Below are 15,365 nucleotides of genomic sequence, written 5' to 3' on the forward strand. Positions count from 1 at the left end.
GCCACCGCGTGCGCTCGATTCAGGCAGTATCCGAACGCGCGCGCGGCCCGGCCCTTACGTAGAGACGCAGATGAAGCGCGTAGTCGCAATCGATGGGCATAACCTCGCGCTGCAGCGCGGCACCGGGGTCGCAACTTACGCAAGAAATCTTGCAAACAACTTGGCGGAAATGGGCTGGGACGTATCGACGTTATACGGAACGCCTGTTTCATCGAAAACTGCGCCGCTATTGCGCGAAGTGCAGTTCTTCGACTCTCTCGGCGGCGCCGGTTTCGGGCAGAGTAAATTAAGTGTCGTGCGCAATTGGGCCAAGGAAATCGTCGCTTCGCCGTTCGGATACAGGGCTGCAGAAATACTGCCTAGCGGGAGCGTCGAAACACGCCGCTTTGCAGATAGGCTTCCGACGAACGCTGCAATCCTGAACGTTCGCAGCCTCTTCGATATCGCGCGAAGACACTTTAGGCGACACGGCAAATTCCTAGAAGTGCGATTCCCCGGCAAAATTGATGTGATGCACTGGACATATCCCTTGCCGGTGAAGGTCGCGAATGTCCCGAATATCTACACCATTCACGATCTGGTTCCACTTCGTCTTCCTTATACGACGCTAGACAACAAGCGGTATTACTATCGCCTGATTAAGGGTTGCATTGGAAACGGCGATCATATCTGTACGGTCTCCGAGCGTTCGAAAGACGATATTGTAGACCTGTTCGATGTGCCGCCGGACGATGTAACGAATACTTATCAGGCCGTCGATGCAATCAGCTGGGGCGCGCAGAAAACGCAGACCGAGGCGGAGGCGGAAGTCAAAGGCGTCTTCGGACTCGAACCCCGCGATTATTTTCTGTTTTTCGGTGCGATCGAGCCAAAGAAAAACGTTGGCCGGCTGATTGAGGCTTTCCTTTCCTCGCATGTCGATTCCTGTCTCGTCGTCGTCGGTTCGCTGGCGTGGAAAGCCGATGAAGAAATGAAGCTGGTGAATGCCATGCTCAAGCAGCGGCCAGAACTGCGTCGACGTATTCGCCTTTTCGACTACACGTCCCGGCCGTTTTTGATCAGCCTCATTCGTGCCGCCAAAGCCGTGGTTTTTCCTTCGCTCTACGAGGGGTTCGGCTTGCCAATTCTTGAAGCGATGCAACTTGGAACTCCGACTTTGTGTTCCAGTGGCGGCTCGCTCCCCGAAATCGCCGGCGATGCGAGCGTGTGCGTCGATCCCTATGACGTGGGCGACATTGCGCGGGGCTTGCGTATTCTCGACCAGGACGAACAGCTTCGTAAGCATCTGGCACTCGCGGGCGTCGAGCGCGCGAAGGTGTTCAGTGCCGATGCCTATAAAACGAGACTGCTGCAGATGTACGGCCGCATCATATGATATCGACGAAACAAGTCGTGTTATGACACCCTTCCGAAAAGACCCGACGTCGGGTTGCGATCCCGCCTTGCGGCTAGAGGAGGCGAGAGGCGCGCACCTCGTTCTTACGCTGAACTACGACGACGGACGCCTACGATCGGTCGTTGGTCAAAGATCCGCCGACGTGCCCTTCGATCGGCGATGGCTGGATACGCGTCAAAAAAAGGGCTACTCGCATCTCTGGCGTGCGCCGGTTCCCGTTCCGGCGGTATTTTTTTCGACGGCGACGAAGCGGACGACAAGCAACACATCGAACTGCTCAAGGAAGTCTTTCCTCTGCACGACGAACGGCCGCTGCTGTTCTCGGTCATCCCACAGCAATTTCCGCCGCCGGGTCTCAACCGTTTCTCGAACTTCTGAAAAGGATCATCGAGAATCAGTGAGTATTTTCGATACCATTTTAAGGTTTGGGATGTTCAAAGCAAAGGTCGAGGTGCGTCGCGCCCTCGCAAGCTTGCCTGGCGCGCGCATAGCGCTCCAACAGACTGTTGATGTTCGGAATGGCATCGACCTTTCCGTCCGCAACGATGACGCTGCATCGATATCCGAGATCAGCGAACAACTCCCAAAATTCGAGCGCGCTGTTGCCATGAACATCGGATTGATAATCCGGCGAATATTCGGAAATGACTGTTGGCCTGAATTGTTTGAGTACGTTCGTGGCGCCGCGCAACGCCGGTAACTCATTGCCACCGACGGCGATGCGGATGACATCGCAACGTTTGAGATCGTGAACGGTCTGATCGATGGTGATTGCGCTTACCAGCCTTTCCGGCGCGATTGTGTCGAACCCACCTTCTGGCAGGCGTCGCACCACGCAATTCGTCGATGCCTGGTTATGCGCGATCATCAACGTACAGCATGTGTCGTAGGCCGCGGCGATCACAGTCGTCACGTTTCGCACGCCGTTGACTTGCGTCGCGCGTAACAGACCCGCAATGGCCCTCGCGCTCGGATCGATACTGACCACCTTGCCCGTGCTGCCGACGCGTTGTGCCGCGACGAGACTGAAAAATCCAACATTTGCGCCGACATCGATGACGGTCTGACCTTCCTTGACTAGATCTTCGAAGAACGGAACCACAAGAGGCCGGAACAGACCGCCGCCCTGCAGATATCGTTCGGCGAAGTGTTCGGTCGGCACTGCGAGCGTTACGTCCTTCGAGCGGATATAGCGATAGCTCGTTTGTGTGCCGCCCGTATCGGTCTGAAACCTCTGAAATACATACTTGAGCTGTTCGGCGAACGGCGCTGCTGATTCCAGCAGATGCGAGTTGCTCCCGCCCGTTTGCGGAGAACTGACCGCCAGATCGTCCGCCGTGAGCGATGGCCATTTGCGCAGAAGAGCATCGTTACTCGCATCGAAGATGCTTTGGACGGATGCGTGATGTTCTGGTGAAAGTGTCAACTTGCTGCGTGCGCCGAAATCCTTCAGATATCTCCCGACGGAGACGAGCGTGGGACCGTCGACGCGCGCCGCATTGAGTACCCCGATGGCTTCGACGTCGATAGATTGATTGACGCGTTCGAGCCCTACCGCTGGAATATCGATGCCGGTTTCTTGACGGAGATAGGCGAGTACATCCTTTTGCCGCTTGTATGAAACCGGAACGATCGATTCACGTCCGAAGGCGGCAGCCCATCGTTCCAGCATGGCGTCGAAATCGAAATACTGCTTTTCCCGCGCGAGATCCGTGATGGTTGATTCCGTGATGACGATACCGTCGCATGCGAGCGTCGAGAGTCGTGAAATCAGAACGTCGACTTGTGGGCGGATAAAGCACAACACCGCGATGTCATCGAAGAAACGGCGACAAAGTTGCGCTAGCTTGGTCGTCTCTCGCTCATTCGCATACAGACTACTGAAATACTCGCAGCTCATCATGAAGTGGCTGCAATTCCTGAGGCGTGCGAGCGCGACTTCTTTTTCCAGTTCCCCTTCGATGGTCGCTTCCAGCGCCGCGAAGTCCTCGGGCGAAGTCCCACCATAACGCAGCAACCGGTCGTCTTTGACGGCGTTCTGGTAATCGCGTCCGTAAAGCGACATCTTCCTGTGCGCATCGGGACCCAGACTCGCCGGATACCAGAGTCCTCGTTCGGCCAAGAGCTCGCGCTGATTCGCCAGTGTGAGCTGGATGGATGAGCTACCAGTCTTTTCCGTGCCGATGTGCAGGATAAGCTTCATGGACTTCAAGGCGTTTCTGTATGTTTCGGTCAGGTGAGGTGGCGCGCACCGCGGCAGCCGTTGCGGCGGTGCGTGCTGACGCGCGATGCACCAGCTTAGGCGGGAAGCATAAAGTGGGGGAACGCGCGCGACAGACGGCGCGCCTGGAGCAGCGCCAAGTTGTCACCGGTCAGTTCACTCGCGTTCTCGTCGCCGATACTGCGCGTCTGTGCGGTAATTGCGTCGATGCGCAGTGCCCACGCTTGCGCATTCGACACGTCGTCGATCAGGCGAATGCCCGCCGCGCCGCGCGCGATTTCGCGCGCCCGTTCGAGTGCGGCGGTACGATTGAGCGCGGCCAGTTCGAGATGCTCGTGGAGGGTCGGTTCGCGTTTGAGCAGCGCGCGATAGACCGAAAGCGCGAGGTAGTGAGCATCGAACGCGCAGAGCATCGAGAGTCGATAAACGCGACGCGCATGCTGAACCGCTCCCGGCACGGCCGGGCGCAGATACAGATGCACGCGAAGATCACCTGCCGCGCTGCGGAAAACGCGCGTCTCGTTGGCCAACGAGACGATGTTCCGCAGCACGTTCATGCGTGTGGCGACATCGCCTTGCGATGCGGCATCGAGTACGCGCTGGAATGCGGTGGCTTCGCTGTCTGAGGGCGCGCGTTTGGCGAGCGCGAGCATCGCTTCGCGAACGAACGCGTCCTGATCCAGCAGAAGGAGATGCACGGCGCTGACCACACGATCGCCATCGATTTCGTCGAGCACGGTGGGAACCGGATCCGCATCGAAGCGCGTCATATCCAGATCGATTGAGTGACCTTGCGCGAGGCCGCTCGCGGCGATCGCGGCGATCTTCGTTACGATCTGGCGCTTGTCGCCGGCGGCTGCGCTTTCGAAGTCGGCCAGCTCGTCCGGCGCGGGCTGGCGCCCGAACGCTGCCGAGTACATTGCCGTGCATGCGGCGCGCGCGGGCATGTCAAGCAGATCGTGCACCGCGATCGCAGAACCCGCCGGCGTGGTGCGGCTCGACGATTGGTCGAGCCGCGCGAGCGCATCGCGATAGACGTTGGAGATGGTGTTGTTGTCACGGAAGGCAGCGAGGCGCTCGGCAACCTGCGCGTAGTACGCCGGATTGGCGAGGCGGCGCAGCAGATCGGGTAGGCCGGCATCGGTTGCGAAGACGACGCCGTCCGCCATGTCCTCGAATTGGTCTTCTGGCGAAGTCACTACAGGGCGCTCGGCCGTCATTGCCACGCGCGCGGAACCCGTGGTCGCCCAGTAGGAGATCGCACCTTGCGGGAAGTAGATGACATCGCCCGCACGTAGCGTCTCAAAAATTTCGGCATCAGTCTGGAAATCGAAGGTGACCTTGCCCGTCACGCCAATGTCCTCGACTAGCGCGCGTGCACGCCGGATCAGCTCTTCCGACTCGCACGCGAAGTTGGCGACAAGGCTGGAACCCGTATCAGCGCACGCCTGCAGAATGCGGTCGATGCGCTTGTGCGGCGACAGGAAGCCGAACGACGAGACCGTCAGCGCGCCGATGCCGTCGGTGCGCGTTTGCCCCTGCGCGGCCGGCGCTTTCTGACGGACGTCCCAGTGAATGCCGTGCTCGACGAACATGGCCTTCGTATGGCGCGCTGCCGCGCTGCTCAGCGTGATCACGCTCACGTTCGAGTTGAACAGAACGAGGCTGCGGTCGCGCAGTTCCGGCTTGTTCATGTCGATGGTGTGCATGACGACCGCCGAGCGCACGCCCGGGAAGCGTTCCGCGTAGTCTTCCAGTCGTTCGACCAGATCGCCTGTAGAGTCCGGACCCGCGAGATTGGGATTGAAGTTGTCGTAGAGACCGTACTCATGCTGGATCAAAACGTACCGGTAACGACCCGTCGCGAGATAAGGCTCACATTCGTCGATACCACGAACGATGACCGTGTCGCGCCCTTGCTCGCGCATGGCGGCGGCAACGTGCGTCGTATAGCTTGCGATGCCGCACTGGCGCCCGTAGCTGGCGCATACTTGAATGACACCCTGCGCCGTGGTGTCGCGCTCGACACGCGTCATGAGGCTGCCGTGGCCGCTGAGCAAGCGGTTCTCGATCAGCGAGACGATGTTCGCCGTGGTGTCGCGCCAGGCGCGCTGGTGATAGCGGCTCCTGATCTGCGTTTCACGCTGCGCGCGCTTTTCGGCATCGCAGATATAGCTGCGGGCAATGCGTACGAACGCGTCTTCGTCGGTGGGCGAGAAGTAATCGGCCGAGTCGCCGCCGACTTCGGGCATCGACGTCTCGCTGGATGCAAGACACACTTTGCCATGCGACAGGGCTTCTGCGATCGGCAGACCCCATCCTTCACAAAGACTCGGGAACACGGTGAACAGGCAATTACGGTAAAGCTGATCGAGGCTCGCGTCGTCGACGTTGTGCAAAACCATGACCTTGCCGCCGGCGTGATTCGTGGCCTTAAGTTCGGCTTCCAGAGCTGCCATGCCGTCACCGGCTGCACCGACTAGCACGAGCGTCGGGCAGTCTTTGCCGATGGTCTTGCGCAGGCGATCCCAGGCGCGCACCAAGAAGCCGTGATTTTTGCGCTTGCCGATAGCGGAGACGAACAACGCATAGCCCGCGCCCTTCGACAGACGAAGGATCGACGAGACGGTGCTTTCCGCGACACGATGCTTGCGCGGCAGGCAGCGGTAGTCATCGCCGAGCTCGACCTTGATGGATTCGATGGCCGCGCGTCCGGTCTCGCCGCAGAACTGCGTGATTTCCTTGCCCGAATGAAGCGAGTTGACCATCACCAGGTCGGAATGATCCAGTGCCGTGCCAATCCATTTCTTGAAAATGGTCGCCCACTTCTCGCTCACGAGCGCGGGGTAATAGAGTTGCAGCAGATCGTGGATGTACACCGCCACGCGCGAGCCGGCTTGCTTGTATGCCTTGAGGATCGCGTTGTTCGCATCGTAATGCCAAGCCGAACCGAGAATAACGACGACGTCCTGCGGCCCCGGCTTGAAGACGCGCTCCCCAGGCGTGAGTTCGCGTCGCACGAATGGGTTGAGGCGGGTGGCGTCCTTGTCGCCGAAGCTCGTCGGGAAGATGGCCGATTCGAAATCGGCTGGCTTCACTTCCACCGGTACGCCTTTCCAGTTGACGAGCGTGAGATTGCCGCACCAGTTTTCATATAGCTCAAGCGCGACTTCGACGATCGTGCGTTCAATGCCGCCCGGAGATGCCGAAGCAGCCACGACGGTCGCGAGACTGGTCACGTCGAGCACGAGTCGCGTCTCGGTGGCCGGCGCCGGGGCGACCATGTTGCGCGCTGCGTTGCGCCACGCGGAGAAGCGCGTGGCGCATTCCGGGAAGCGTGCGGCGAGATCGTCGCGCGCGAGGGCATCGGCGGCCGCGGCGTATTGTCCGGCGCCGAGCAGCGCTTCGTATTCAAGCTCAATGCCGCGCGGGTAGTTCGGAAATAGGAACGAGTAGGTTCGCGCAAAGTCGAGCGCCTGTGTCCAGTTGCGCTCGCGCAGCGCCATCATTGCGTGGATTTCGAGATGGAAGGCGCTGTTCGGCCAGAGCTCGGACATCGCCGCGCTGACGCTGCGCACGTTCTCGAAGTCACTGACGTTGAAATGTAGCCAGACGAGGCTTGTATAAGCCGCGAAGACCGGCGTGCGCATGTCGGGCGGCGGGACGTTGTCGGGCGCGATTCCGGCGCGCAGCAGCGCGGTCAGACGTGTGCCGGCGGCGACGGCCTTCGCCTGGTTTTCCAGACCGGTGCTGAGACTCAGCGCGTCCTCGAGCAGCTCGCGGTCATCCGGGAAGTGATCGAGCGCCTGCCATACGATATCTTCAGCTTTCTGACGCTCGCCGAACTCACGCAGCGCAGCCGCGCAGCGGATCCAGTATTGCTTGCGGCCCGGTGCCAGCCTGAGGACGCGCGTCCAGAAGCTTTCCGCTTCCTGCTTTTGGCGTGCGGCGAGCGCGAGGTCGGCGACCGCGACCAGCGGTTCCGGCTCGTGCGGATATACTTCGGCGACCGCAAACAAGGCTTCACGCAACGCTTGCGGTGACTTGTCACGATTCTCGAGCCGCGCAATGGCGATATGCCCGCGCACAAAATTGGGCTGGAAGTGCACGAGTCCGCGCCACGTCGCGAGCGCGATCGAGAGCCGGCCTGCGGCTTCTTCGCATTCGGCGAGTGTCGCAAGCGTGTTGACATCGTGTGGACGCCGGGCGAGCGCGTCACGCAACACGCGGCAGGCATCGTCCGGACGCTTTAGCGCGATGAGAATGCCCGCGTGCGTCAGCGCTACACTTTCCATTTGCCTGTCCAGGCTGATTGCGCGCTGGATCTCTTCCAGCGCCTCTGGATAGTCGCTGAGCGTCTTGAGCAGGCGAGCGCGGGTTTCAGCCACCAACGCCGACGCCGGCCAGCGCTCGCGGGCAACGCTGAGAATCTCGCTAGCGGTGCGCGTATCGCCTAGTTCGATGAGGATATTCGCGCGCTGCAGCGCCGCGTTAGTGTTGTCCGGATCGAGCGATGCCGCGTGCGTCCAGTGCCTGTAGGCGGCTCGCAGATCGTGCTGGCGGAAAGCGCATTCCGCGATACCCGCAGCGATGTCGAAGCGTTCGTTGTCGCGAATGCTCTCGAGAATGTTACGCGCACGAGCGTGATCGCCCGCATGGAGCCATGCGAGGCCTTCGCACACCTTGAATTCGATGCGCTGGGTTAATTCCGCGGCGCGCTGCCATGCTCGGGCCTCGCCGGCGTGTTCGCCGCAGAAATGATTGGCGCGCGCGAGCAGCTCATAAACGATCGCATCATTCATGAACGAGTCTTTGGCGATGTCGAGAATGAGACGCGCGATGCGGCAGCTGCCGTTCTTCAAATATTCCTTGCAGATATCGATGATGTTGCCGGCATCGCCGCGCGCACGCGCATCCTCGATCAAATCGTTGACGAGCGCTTTCAATGCTGCTTCGTCGTTGCCTGCGGCGCACTCCGCCGCGAAATGCCTGGTGGCCTCTGTTTGACTCATGCTGTGGTCCTTGGAACTTGTTGCGTCAGCGGATCCGGCCGCGGCCGCGATTCATGCTGCTAATTCGATTTTTTTGTTTGTTGGTGCAATCAAGATCGCGTGTCGAGACGATCGATCGCACAGCCTGTGGGGTCGCTCAAATTCAACGCTCCGTCTGGCCAGTGATGGCGTGATAGAAGTCGAATGCTGATTCCACATCGAGGAATTCGCGAAGCACACCTTTTTCGAGGACGCACGCCCGGGTGCAATGCTCGCGGATGTTGTGCGGATCGTGCGAGACCATGATCATCGCGCGATCGCGGCGTTTGACGAAAAGCTCTTCGTGGCATTTGGCGCGAAAGCGTGCGTCGCCGACCGCGATGACCTCATCGATCAAAAAGCAGTCGAAGTCGATCGCCATCGATACGGCGAATGCGAGCCGCGCCAGCATGCCGCTGGAATACGCCTTCACTGGCTCGCGTAAATACGTTCCGAGTTCCGTGAAGTCTTCGACGAATGGCACGGCCTTGGTGTAAGACGCGCCGTAGATGCGGCACGCGAAGCGCAGGTTGTCGAGTCCCGTGAGGCTGCCCTGGAAACCGCCAGAAAACGCGAGTGGCCACGAGACGCTCATGCCACGCGTCAGCGTGCCGGAAGTCGGCTGCTCTGAGCCGCTCATTAGACGGATCAGCGTGGATTTGCCTGCGCCGTTGCGGCCGAGTATGCCGACCCGTTCGGATCGTCCGAGGGTCAGATTGACGTTGTCGAGGATGATCCGCTTGCCGTTGCGGGTGTGATAGCGCTTGGAGACGTCCCGCAGACTCAGCATTAGCGCCTCACCCGAATGGAAACGTCCCGCACGGCGGCGAGCGCAAGCCAGCTCAGGACCGCGCAGACTATCATCGTGTACGGCACGTCGTAGTATGTCTGCACATGTTGGCCGAAGTAGCCGTGACGGAAGAGTTCGACGCAATTGGGCGCGGGAAACAGCAGCATGATGTCGCGCAGATTTTCCGGCAGCCAGCTCGCCATGACGAATGCTCCTGACACGGGAAGCTGGAAATAGGAAATTGGATGCCAGAGTCGCTCGACCAGTTCGCTGTATTCGGTGAGTGCGCCGATCAGCAGGCCGAGCGACGCCGAATACCATGTCAGGAGCATCCAGCCCGCGGCCATATCGAGCACATCGGCGGGCGGATCGATCAGGCCGAGCAGAACGCAGGTGCTGATGATCACGAGCATCGAAAACGTCGTGCCGATCACTTCCAGCGCGATGCGTGCGTAGAAGAGATCGATAATTCGCACGTTCCGGTGAAACAGCAGCGCGGCGTTGGGCTCAACGGCGAGCGTGCAGCGGCCGATTGTGTTGCGCCACAGAAGGACCGTCGAATAGCTCGTGACGGCGAACGCCGTGACGTTGAGATCGTGCCCGTGACCTCCCTCGTTCAGGAGGTTCCAGAGCGTCGCGATGCCAGCCGTGAACAGCAGCGGCTCCCCGAACAGCCATGCAAAGCCAATATTGTGTCGCCCGTAACGCGTAATGATCTCACGCATGATAAGCGCGAACACCACGCGAACCTGAATCCTGACGGCTCGCGCGAGCGGCGTCTCACTCGTCAACATGCGTCAGTCCCTGTGCTCTCGAACGCTCGCGATCAGCAAGCTCAGCGAAGCCCACGCAACAAGTCCGATGACGAACGTGGTGGCGATGGCGCGCAGACGCTTCGGCTCAATCGCGATGTCGGGCGTATTGGGCTGAACGAGGCGCTCGAGGTATAGCTGCTTGCGCTCCGCTTCGCCGCGCGCGCTTTCGAGGGCCGCCATGGCGGAACCCAGCTGCTTGTCGGCGAATTGTGCATCTAGTTGCAGACGCGCATACGCCGCGGCCTTCTGCGACAGCGAACCCTTACTCCCTGCAACATCGCCGGTGGCGGCTTGGATCTGCTTCTGCAGCGTCTCGATGTTGTTCCTGAGCACGGGAACTTGCGGGTTTTCCGGCGAAATCGAGAGCAGTTGCATCAACTGATTTTGCGCCGCGAACATCTGCGTTTGTAGGCCAGTGACCTGCTGCAGTTGAAGCGCCGACTGTCGTTCGGGATCGAACACCGTATAGAGATTCCGATATCCGGCGAGCGCTGCAGCGGCGTCCTTGGCTTTCTCGGCGGCGAGGTCGACCTCGTGCTGCGCGAACTGCACCGTGTCGCTCGCGGCGCGCTGGTTCATGCGATTGATGAGCTGTTCGCTGATGGCGAGCAGTTGCGCATTGATGCGCTCTGAATCGCGCGCCGTGTATGCACGGACCTGCAACGTGGTGATGCCGGATGTCGGGTCGAGCGCGACGGAGACAATGTGCTTGTTGTAGTACTTCCAGAGCGCTTCTAAACTGTTGTCGAAACTCCGTGAAAAATGGCTCAAGAAATCGCCATGATTGCCGTACGCTTCGGCAATATAGTCGTCCTGGTTCAATTCCTTGAGCGCATCCCGCGACTGAATGTAATCGATCACGGGATATGTATCGTCTTGCGCGCGCGAGAGCCCGGTGCCCTGGAGTATCGCACCCACCACGCTGGTCTGGCTCTGCCGTTGCGCACTGCGCACCACGAAGCGTGACTCAGAAACATACACATCCGACGCAATCAGCCCGAAATACGCCACGGCAATCGCGGTCGGCACCACGACAGTCAACGCAAAGAGCCGATTGACTCCCTTGAGACGCTCGACCAGACCATTCTTGTTCCCCGACGGCGGCAGTGCCGCGTTGTTGCTAGATACAGTTTCCAACGTCTTATCCAAACTGAATAATTCTTTCGATTCCCTTGATGCTCCACGTGCGTCAAAGGAAAGTGCGGAAATGCCCGCAGAATCTGGTGGCCAAGGGTCGACGCAAAAGTTGTACGTGTGCCGATACGAGTTCTTACGCTATCGCTTTACCTGTAAGGAATGCGGCAACTGGGCGCTGCATTCCCCTTGCGGAAATCACGCAAGAGGGCGGTCAAGCAGAGTATGGCGGCGGCCGATTATAGCCCCCCGATATGTATAGCGCCATCCAGCACTGAGAGCTTTCGCAACATTTCATAATTTTTCTAACAGTTTTTATTCTTTGCGCTCGTAATGTTGTATTCTTCGACCCTTGCGAAGGACCAGCAACAGCTATTCAAACGATATCGAGGTCAGCGGGGAAGGGAAGCATCTGTGCGTGTCCCGTCGGCGAACCTCTGGCCGCTATACGACGTTCTTACATGCACCGCTCCTTTCTCGCCTTGCAAGGTACGGCTTCACCGTTCTTTAGCCGCCTTGCCATCGCACTGCGCGAGCGCGGCCATGCTGTACGTCGAGTTAATTACTGCGGTGGCGATCTGGCCTACGCGGGTAGTGGCGATTCGTGGAATTTCCGGAATAAGTCAAGCGAATTAACGGATTGGTATGTCAATCGAGTGAAAGCTGGCGGTTTTACCGACGTAATAATGTTCGGCGACTGCCGCGAAATTCACCGTCATATGCATCCAGTTGCGGAAGCTAATGGCTTGCGCGTCCACGTTTTCGAAGAAGGTTACGTCCGCCCGCATTGGCTTACGCTGGAAAAGCACGGCGTAAATGGACGCTCGCAATTACCGCGGGACCCCGGCTGGTATATCCATCATCGCCGTTTTACGCCGGCAAGCCCAGCAGGGCAGCCCACCGGCTATAACCTCTACGAACGCGCGTTTCACGACATCCGCTATCGCAGCGCCAACACGCTTTTCGCCTCTCGCTTTCCGCATTACCGCAGCCATCGCCCGAGAAACGGCTTCTTCGAATACTCAGGCCTCGCTGCCCGTGCATTGCGTCAGCGTCAGCACCATTGCGATGCCGACAAGGTCACTCGCGATCTGCTCGATGCAGGTCATGCGTATTACATCTTTCCGCTGCAGTTGAATTCGGATGCGCAGATCGTCGTCCATTCGCCGTTCGACAGCGTACGTGACGCGATCGCAAAGGTGCTGACTTCATTCGCACGCCATGCGCCTGCCGCGACCTGGCTCGTCATCAAAAACCATCCCCTAGACACCGGCCTGATCGACTATCGTCGTCACGCGGAGCAACTGGCGCGCGAACTCGGCATTGCTGAGCGTCTGCGTTTCATCGACGCGGGTCACCTCCCGACGCTCCTCGATCACGCGGGCGGTGCAGTGGTGGTCAACAGTACGGTCGGTTTGTCGGCGCTGCATCACCGTCGTCCGCTGATCGCGCTCGGCACGGCGATCTACAGCATGCCGGGGTTGACGTGGCAAGGCTCGCTCGACGATTTCTGGCGGCACGGCGAGCGGCCGGACATGCATCTCTACAAGGCCTTCCTCGACTACGTCGTCCACCATACGCAGATCAATGGCGACTTCTACACGCGCACGGGCATTGCCATGGCGACAGCTGGCGCAGTGCAGCGCCTCGAGGCGGCAGCCTATGCCTAAAGCCACTACGCGCCATATCGTGATCACCGGCGCGAGCGCGGGGCTTGGTCGCTCGCTTGCGCTGTCATACGCAGCGCCCGGCGTAGTGCTCGGTCTTATTGGCCGCGACAAGGAAAGACTCGAAGCATCAGCACAAGCCTGCCGCGCGAAAGGCGCAAAGGTAGAAATTGGCCAGATCGATCTCCGCGATGCTGTCGCCACGCAAGCCTGGCTGCATCAGTTCGACGACACGCATTCAATTGATCTTCTAATTGCCAACGCCGGCGTCGCCAGCACGCTCGCTTCTGCGCAAGACTGGGAAGAACTGGAGCGCACAGTCGCCATTTTCGACACCAACTTCTACGGCGCGTTGCACGCGGTCCTTCCCGTCATCAGCCGCATGCGCCCACGTAAAAACGGCCAGATAGCGCTCATCAGTTCGCTCGCCGCATTGCGCGGCATGGCAATCTCACCGGCGTACTGCGCGAGTAAGGCGGCCATCAAAGCCTACGGCGACTCAGTCCGCCCGATCCTGTCGCGCGACGGCATCCGCATGTCGATAGTCTTGCCGGGTTTCGTAAAAACGGCAATGAGCGACGTCTTCCCCGGCGACAAACCGTTCCTCTGGTCGGCGGACCGAGCCGCGCAGTATATCCAGCGCAAGCTGAAAGCCGGTCGCGCGGAAATCGCTTTCCCCAGCTTACTTGCTTTCGGCATGCGCCTTCTACCTCTGTTGCCTGCGGTAATGGCCGATGCGGTTCTCGACGGCCTGTCTTACCTGCCGCGCGAGGAGCGCTGATTGGAAGCGACGCTGGCGCTGAACTTTGTGGCCGCTGCCGCCCTCGCGCTTCTGCCTGAAGCGCTCGCGCTGCCGCGCGCGTGGTTACGCCGCTCGCCGCTCGCCTTGGCATTGCACATCGCCGCTATCGTGTTCATCTGTTTGTGCGTGCTGCTGCTCACGGGGCGCGTCAGCTTTTCCACCTTTGTCACGATCGCGCTGGTGGCGCTGCTGGCCGGCGTGAGCAACGCTAAGCACGCATCGCTGCAAGAGCCGTTGGTTTTCACCGATCTGAGTCTTTTTAGCCAGCTTTTCGCGCATCCGCGGCTCTACTTGCCGTTTCTCAGCATCGGCACGGTGGTTGGGATTGTCATTGGCATCGCGGTAGTGATCGGCGGTTTCATCGCGGACAAGCCCCTTGCTCAAAAACCTGTTGGGGAGTTCGTGATCGCTGCCGGCGCCTGCCTCGCCGCCGCATATATATTCGCCGCCCGCTTGCCGCTCACGCTGAACCCCGTCGACGATCAGAAGCGTCATGGTTTCTTCGCCGTCTTCGTCGCGTACCTACTGAACGGCATGAAGCCGGCCACTGCGGGTCAATTACACAATGCCTTGGCGGCCGGTCCGTTCACGAGCGGCGCGCCGCAAACCGCGCCTGATGTGATCCTGATCCAGAGCGAGTCGTTTTTTGACGCGCGGCGTCTGGCCGCGTCAATAGATCGTTCGATCCTGAAGCACTTCGACAATGCGCGCCGCGAGTCGGTCCAGTACGGCGATCTGACGGTCCCTGCGTGGGGCGCCAATACGATGCGCACTGAGTTCGCCGTGCTGACCGGCGTCGCTCAAAACCAGCTTGGCTACGCGCGCTTCTATCCGTACGCATTCATGCGGCGCGCGTGCGCTTCGCTGGCATCGTGGTTCAAAGACGGCGGCTACCAAACGTTGGCGATCCACCCGTATTACGCGGATTTCTTCGGCCGAAAGCGCGCCTTCAAACATCTGCAAATCGACCGCTTCATCGATATCGCTGCGTTCGCCGACGCGCCGCGCGCGGGCCCATATGTGTCCGATCTCGCCGTTGCGGACTCGATCATCGCCGCGCTGGACGAGCCGCGCAACCAACCCGCGTTCATCTTCTCGATGACGATGGAAAATCACGGCCCCTTACATCTGGAATCCGTCAAAGCAGGCGAGGCCGCTGCGTTCCACGCGCTTGGCGATGACGCGCGCTGGCGCGACCTCACTGCCTATCTGCGTCACCTCGCCAACGCCGACGCAATGCTGGACCGGCTGCTCGCCGCGCTGCGCGCGCGGCATCGCGACACAGTGCTGTGTTTTTACGGCGATCACGTTCCTGCATTGCAGCACGTGTTTGTCGAACTCGATTACGAACCGGCGCGCAGTGATTACATAATCTGGCGCAATTACGGCGACGCGCCTGCTATGCGCAAAGACCTCAGTGCCGAACAACTGGGGCTCGCGCTCGTTCGAACACTTGAACAGACCGTGCCGAGCGAAACGCCGGCGCGCACGCTGCACGCAACAACATAAC

Annotated in this window: 10 protein-coding genes; 5 read left to right on the top strand and 5 right to left on the bottom strand. The window is 59.9% G+C overall.

All coding sequences use genetic code 11. The annotated features are described in order from the left end of the window. The first annotated feature begins 70 nt into the window (after positions 1–70). Together AB6809_RS31150 and AB6809_RS31155 are read left to right on the top strand one after the other, a co-directional pair. On the top strand, positions 71–1,375 hold the full coding sequence (locus AB6809_RS31150) for a glycosyltransferase family 4 protein (RefSeq protein ID WP_371027985.1): 1,305 nt from the start codon (positions 71–73) through the stop codon (positions 1,373–1,375). A gap of 180 nt (positions 1,376–1,555) precedes the next feature. Next, the gene (locus AB6809_RS31155; RefSeq protein ID WP_371027986.1) at positions 1,556–1,774 is read left to right on the top strand and encodes a hypothetical protein; all 219 of its coding nucleotides are present in this window, start codon (positions 1,556–1,558) and stop codon (positions 1,772–1,774) included. A gap of 40 nt (positions 1,775–1,814) precedes the next feature. Here the strand turns inward: AB6809_RS31155 and AB6809_RS31160 are convergent, their stop codons facing one another. The 5 genes from AB6809_RS31160 to AB6809_RS31180 all read right to left on the bottom strand — a co-directional run bounded on the left by AB6809_RS31160 (position 1,815) and on the right by AB6809_RS31180 (position 11,389). Beyond that, positions 1,815–3,599, bottom strand: coding sequence for an FkbM family methyltransferase (locus tag AB6809_RS31160; RefSeq protein ID WP_371027987.1), 1,785 nt, complete (start codon positions 3,597–3,599; stop codon positions 1,815–1,817). Between the two features lie 95 nt (positions 3,600–3,694). Then, on the bottom strand, positions 3,695–8,629 hold the full coding sequence (locus AB6809_RS31165; RefSeq protein WP_371027988.1) for a glycosyltransferase: 4,935 nt from the start codon (positions 8,627–8,629) through the stop codon (positions 3,695–3,697). Between the two features lie 142 nt (positions 8,630–8,771). Next, the gene (locus AB6809_RS31170) at positions 8,772–9,437 is read right to left on the bottom strand and encodes an ABC transporter ATP-binding protein (protein WP_371027989.1); all 666 of its coding nucleotides are present in this window, start codon (positions 9,435–9,437) and stop codon (positions 8,772–8,774) included. Next, positions 9,437–10,231, bottom strand: a complete 795-nt coding sequence (locus AB6809_RS31175; protein WP_371027990.1) for an ABC transporter permease — start codon at positions 10,229–10,231, stop codon at positions 9,437–9,439. Before AB6809_RS31175 ends, AB6809_RS31170 begins: the two co-directional genes overlap by 1 nt. A gap of 3 nt (positions 10,232–10,234) precedes the next feature. Next, entirely contained in the window at positions 10,235–11,389 is a 1,155-nt protein-coding gene (locus AB6809_RS31180) for a hypothetical protein (protein ID WP_371027991.1), read from the bottom strand. A gap of 458 nt (positions 11,390–11,847) precedes the next feature. Here AB6809_RS31180 and AB6809_RS31185 point away from each other — a divergent pair, with 458 nt between their 5' ends. The 3 genes from AB6809_RS31185 to AB6809_RS31195 are packed head-to-tail and all read left to right on the top strand — an operon-like array spanning position 11,848 to position 15,364. Next, the gene (locus AB6809_RS31185) at positions 11,848–13,056 is read left to right on the top strand and encodes a capsule biosynthesis protein (protein WP_371027992.1); all 1,209 of its coding nucleotides are present in this window, start codon (positions 11,848–11,850) and stop codon (positions 13,054–13,056) included. After that, positions 13,049–13,834, top strand: coding sequence for an SDR family NAD(P)-dependent oxidoreductase (locus AB6809_RS31190; protein ID WP_371028017.1), 786 nt, complete (start codon positions 13,049–13,051; stop codon positions 13,832–13,834). Before AB6809_RS31185 ends, AB6809_RS31190 begins: the two co-directional genes overlap by 8 nt. Beyond that, complete coding sequence (locus AB6809_RS31195) at positions 13,835–15,364, top strand: LTA synthase family protein (protein WP_371027993.1); 1,530 nt, start codon at positions 13,835–13,837, stop codon at positions 15,362–15,364. The last annotated feature ends 1 nt before the right edge of the window (position 15,365 follow it).

Source organism: Paraburkholderia sp. RCC_158, from assembly GCF_041355255.1.
Classification (GTDB): Bacteria; Pseudomonadota; Gammaproteobacteria; order Burkholderiales; family Burkholderiaceae; genus Paraburkholderia; species Paraburkholderia graminis.

Bases quoted from the DNA above. Each gene is read 5' to 3' on its own strand.
- AB6809_RS31150 (WP_371027985.1), top strand. From the start codon at position 71: ATGAAGCGCGTAGTCGCAATCGATGGGCATAACCTCGCGCTGCAGCGC.
- AB6809_RS31155 (WP_371027986.1), top strand. From the start codon at position 1,556: ATGGCTGGATACGCGTCAAAAAAAGGGCTACTCGCATCTCTGGCGTGC.
- AB6809_RS31160 (WP_371027987.1), bottom strand. From the start codon at position 3,599: ATGAAGCTTATCCTGCACATCGGCACGGAAAAGACTGGTAGCTCATCC.
- AB6809_RS31165 (WP_371027988.1), bottom strand. From the start codon at position 8,629: ATGAGTCAAACAGAGGCCACCAGGCATTTCGCGGCGGAGTGCGCCGCA.
- AB6809_RS31170 (WP_371027989.1), bottom strand. From the start codon at position 9,437: ATGCTGAGTCTGCGGGACGTCTCCAAGCGCTATCACACCCGCAACGGC.
- AB6809_RS31175 (WP_371027990.1), bottom strand. From the start codon at position 10,231: ATGTTGACGAGTGAGACGCCGCTCGCGCGAGCCGTCAGGATTCAGGTT.
- AB6809_RS31185 (WP_371027992.1), top strand. From the start codon at position 11,848: ATGCACCGCTCCTTTCTCGCCTTGCAAGGTACGGCTTCACCGTTCTTT.
- AB6809_RS31190 (WP_371028017.1), top strand. From the start codon at position 13,049: ATGCCTAAAGCCACTACGCGCCATATCGTGATCACCGGCGCGAGCGCG.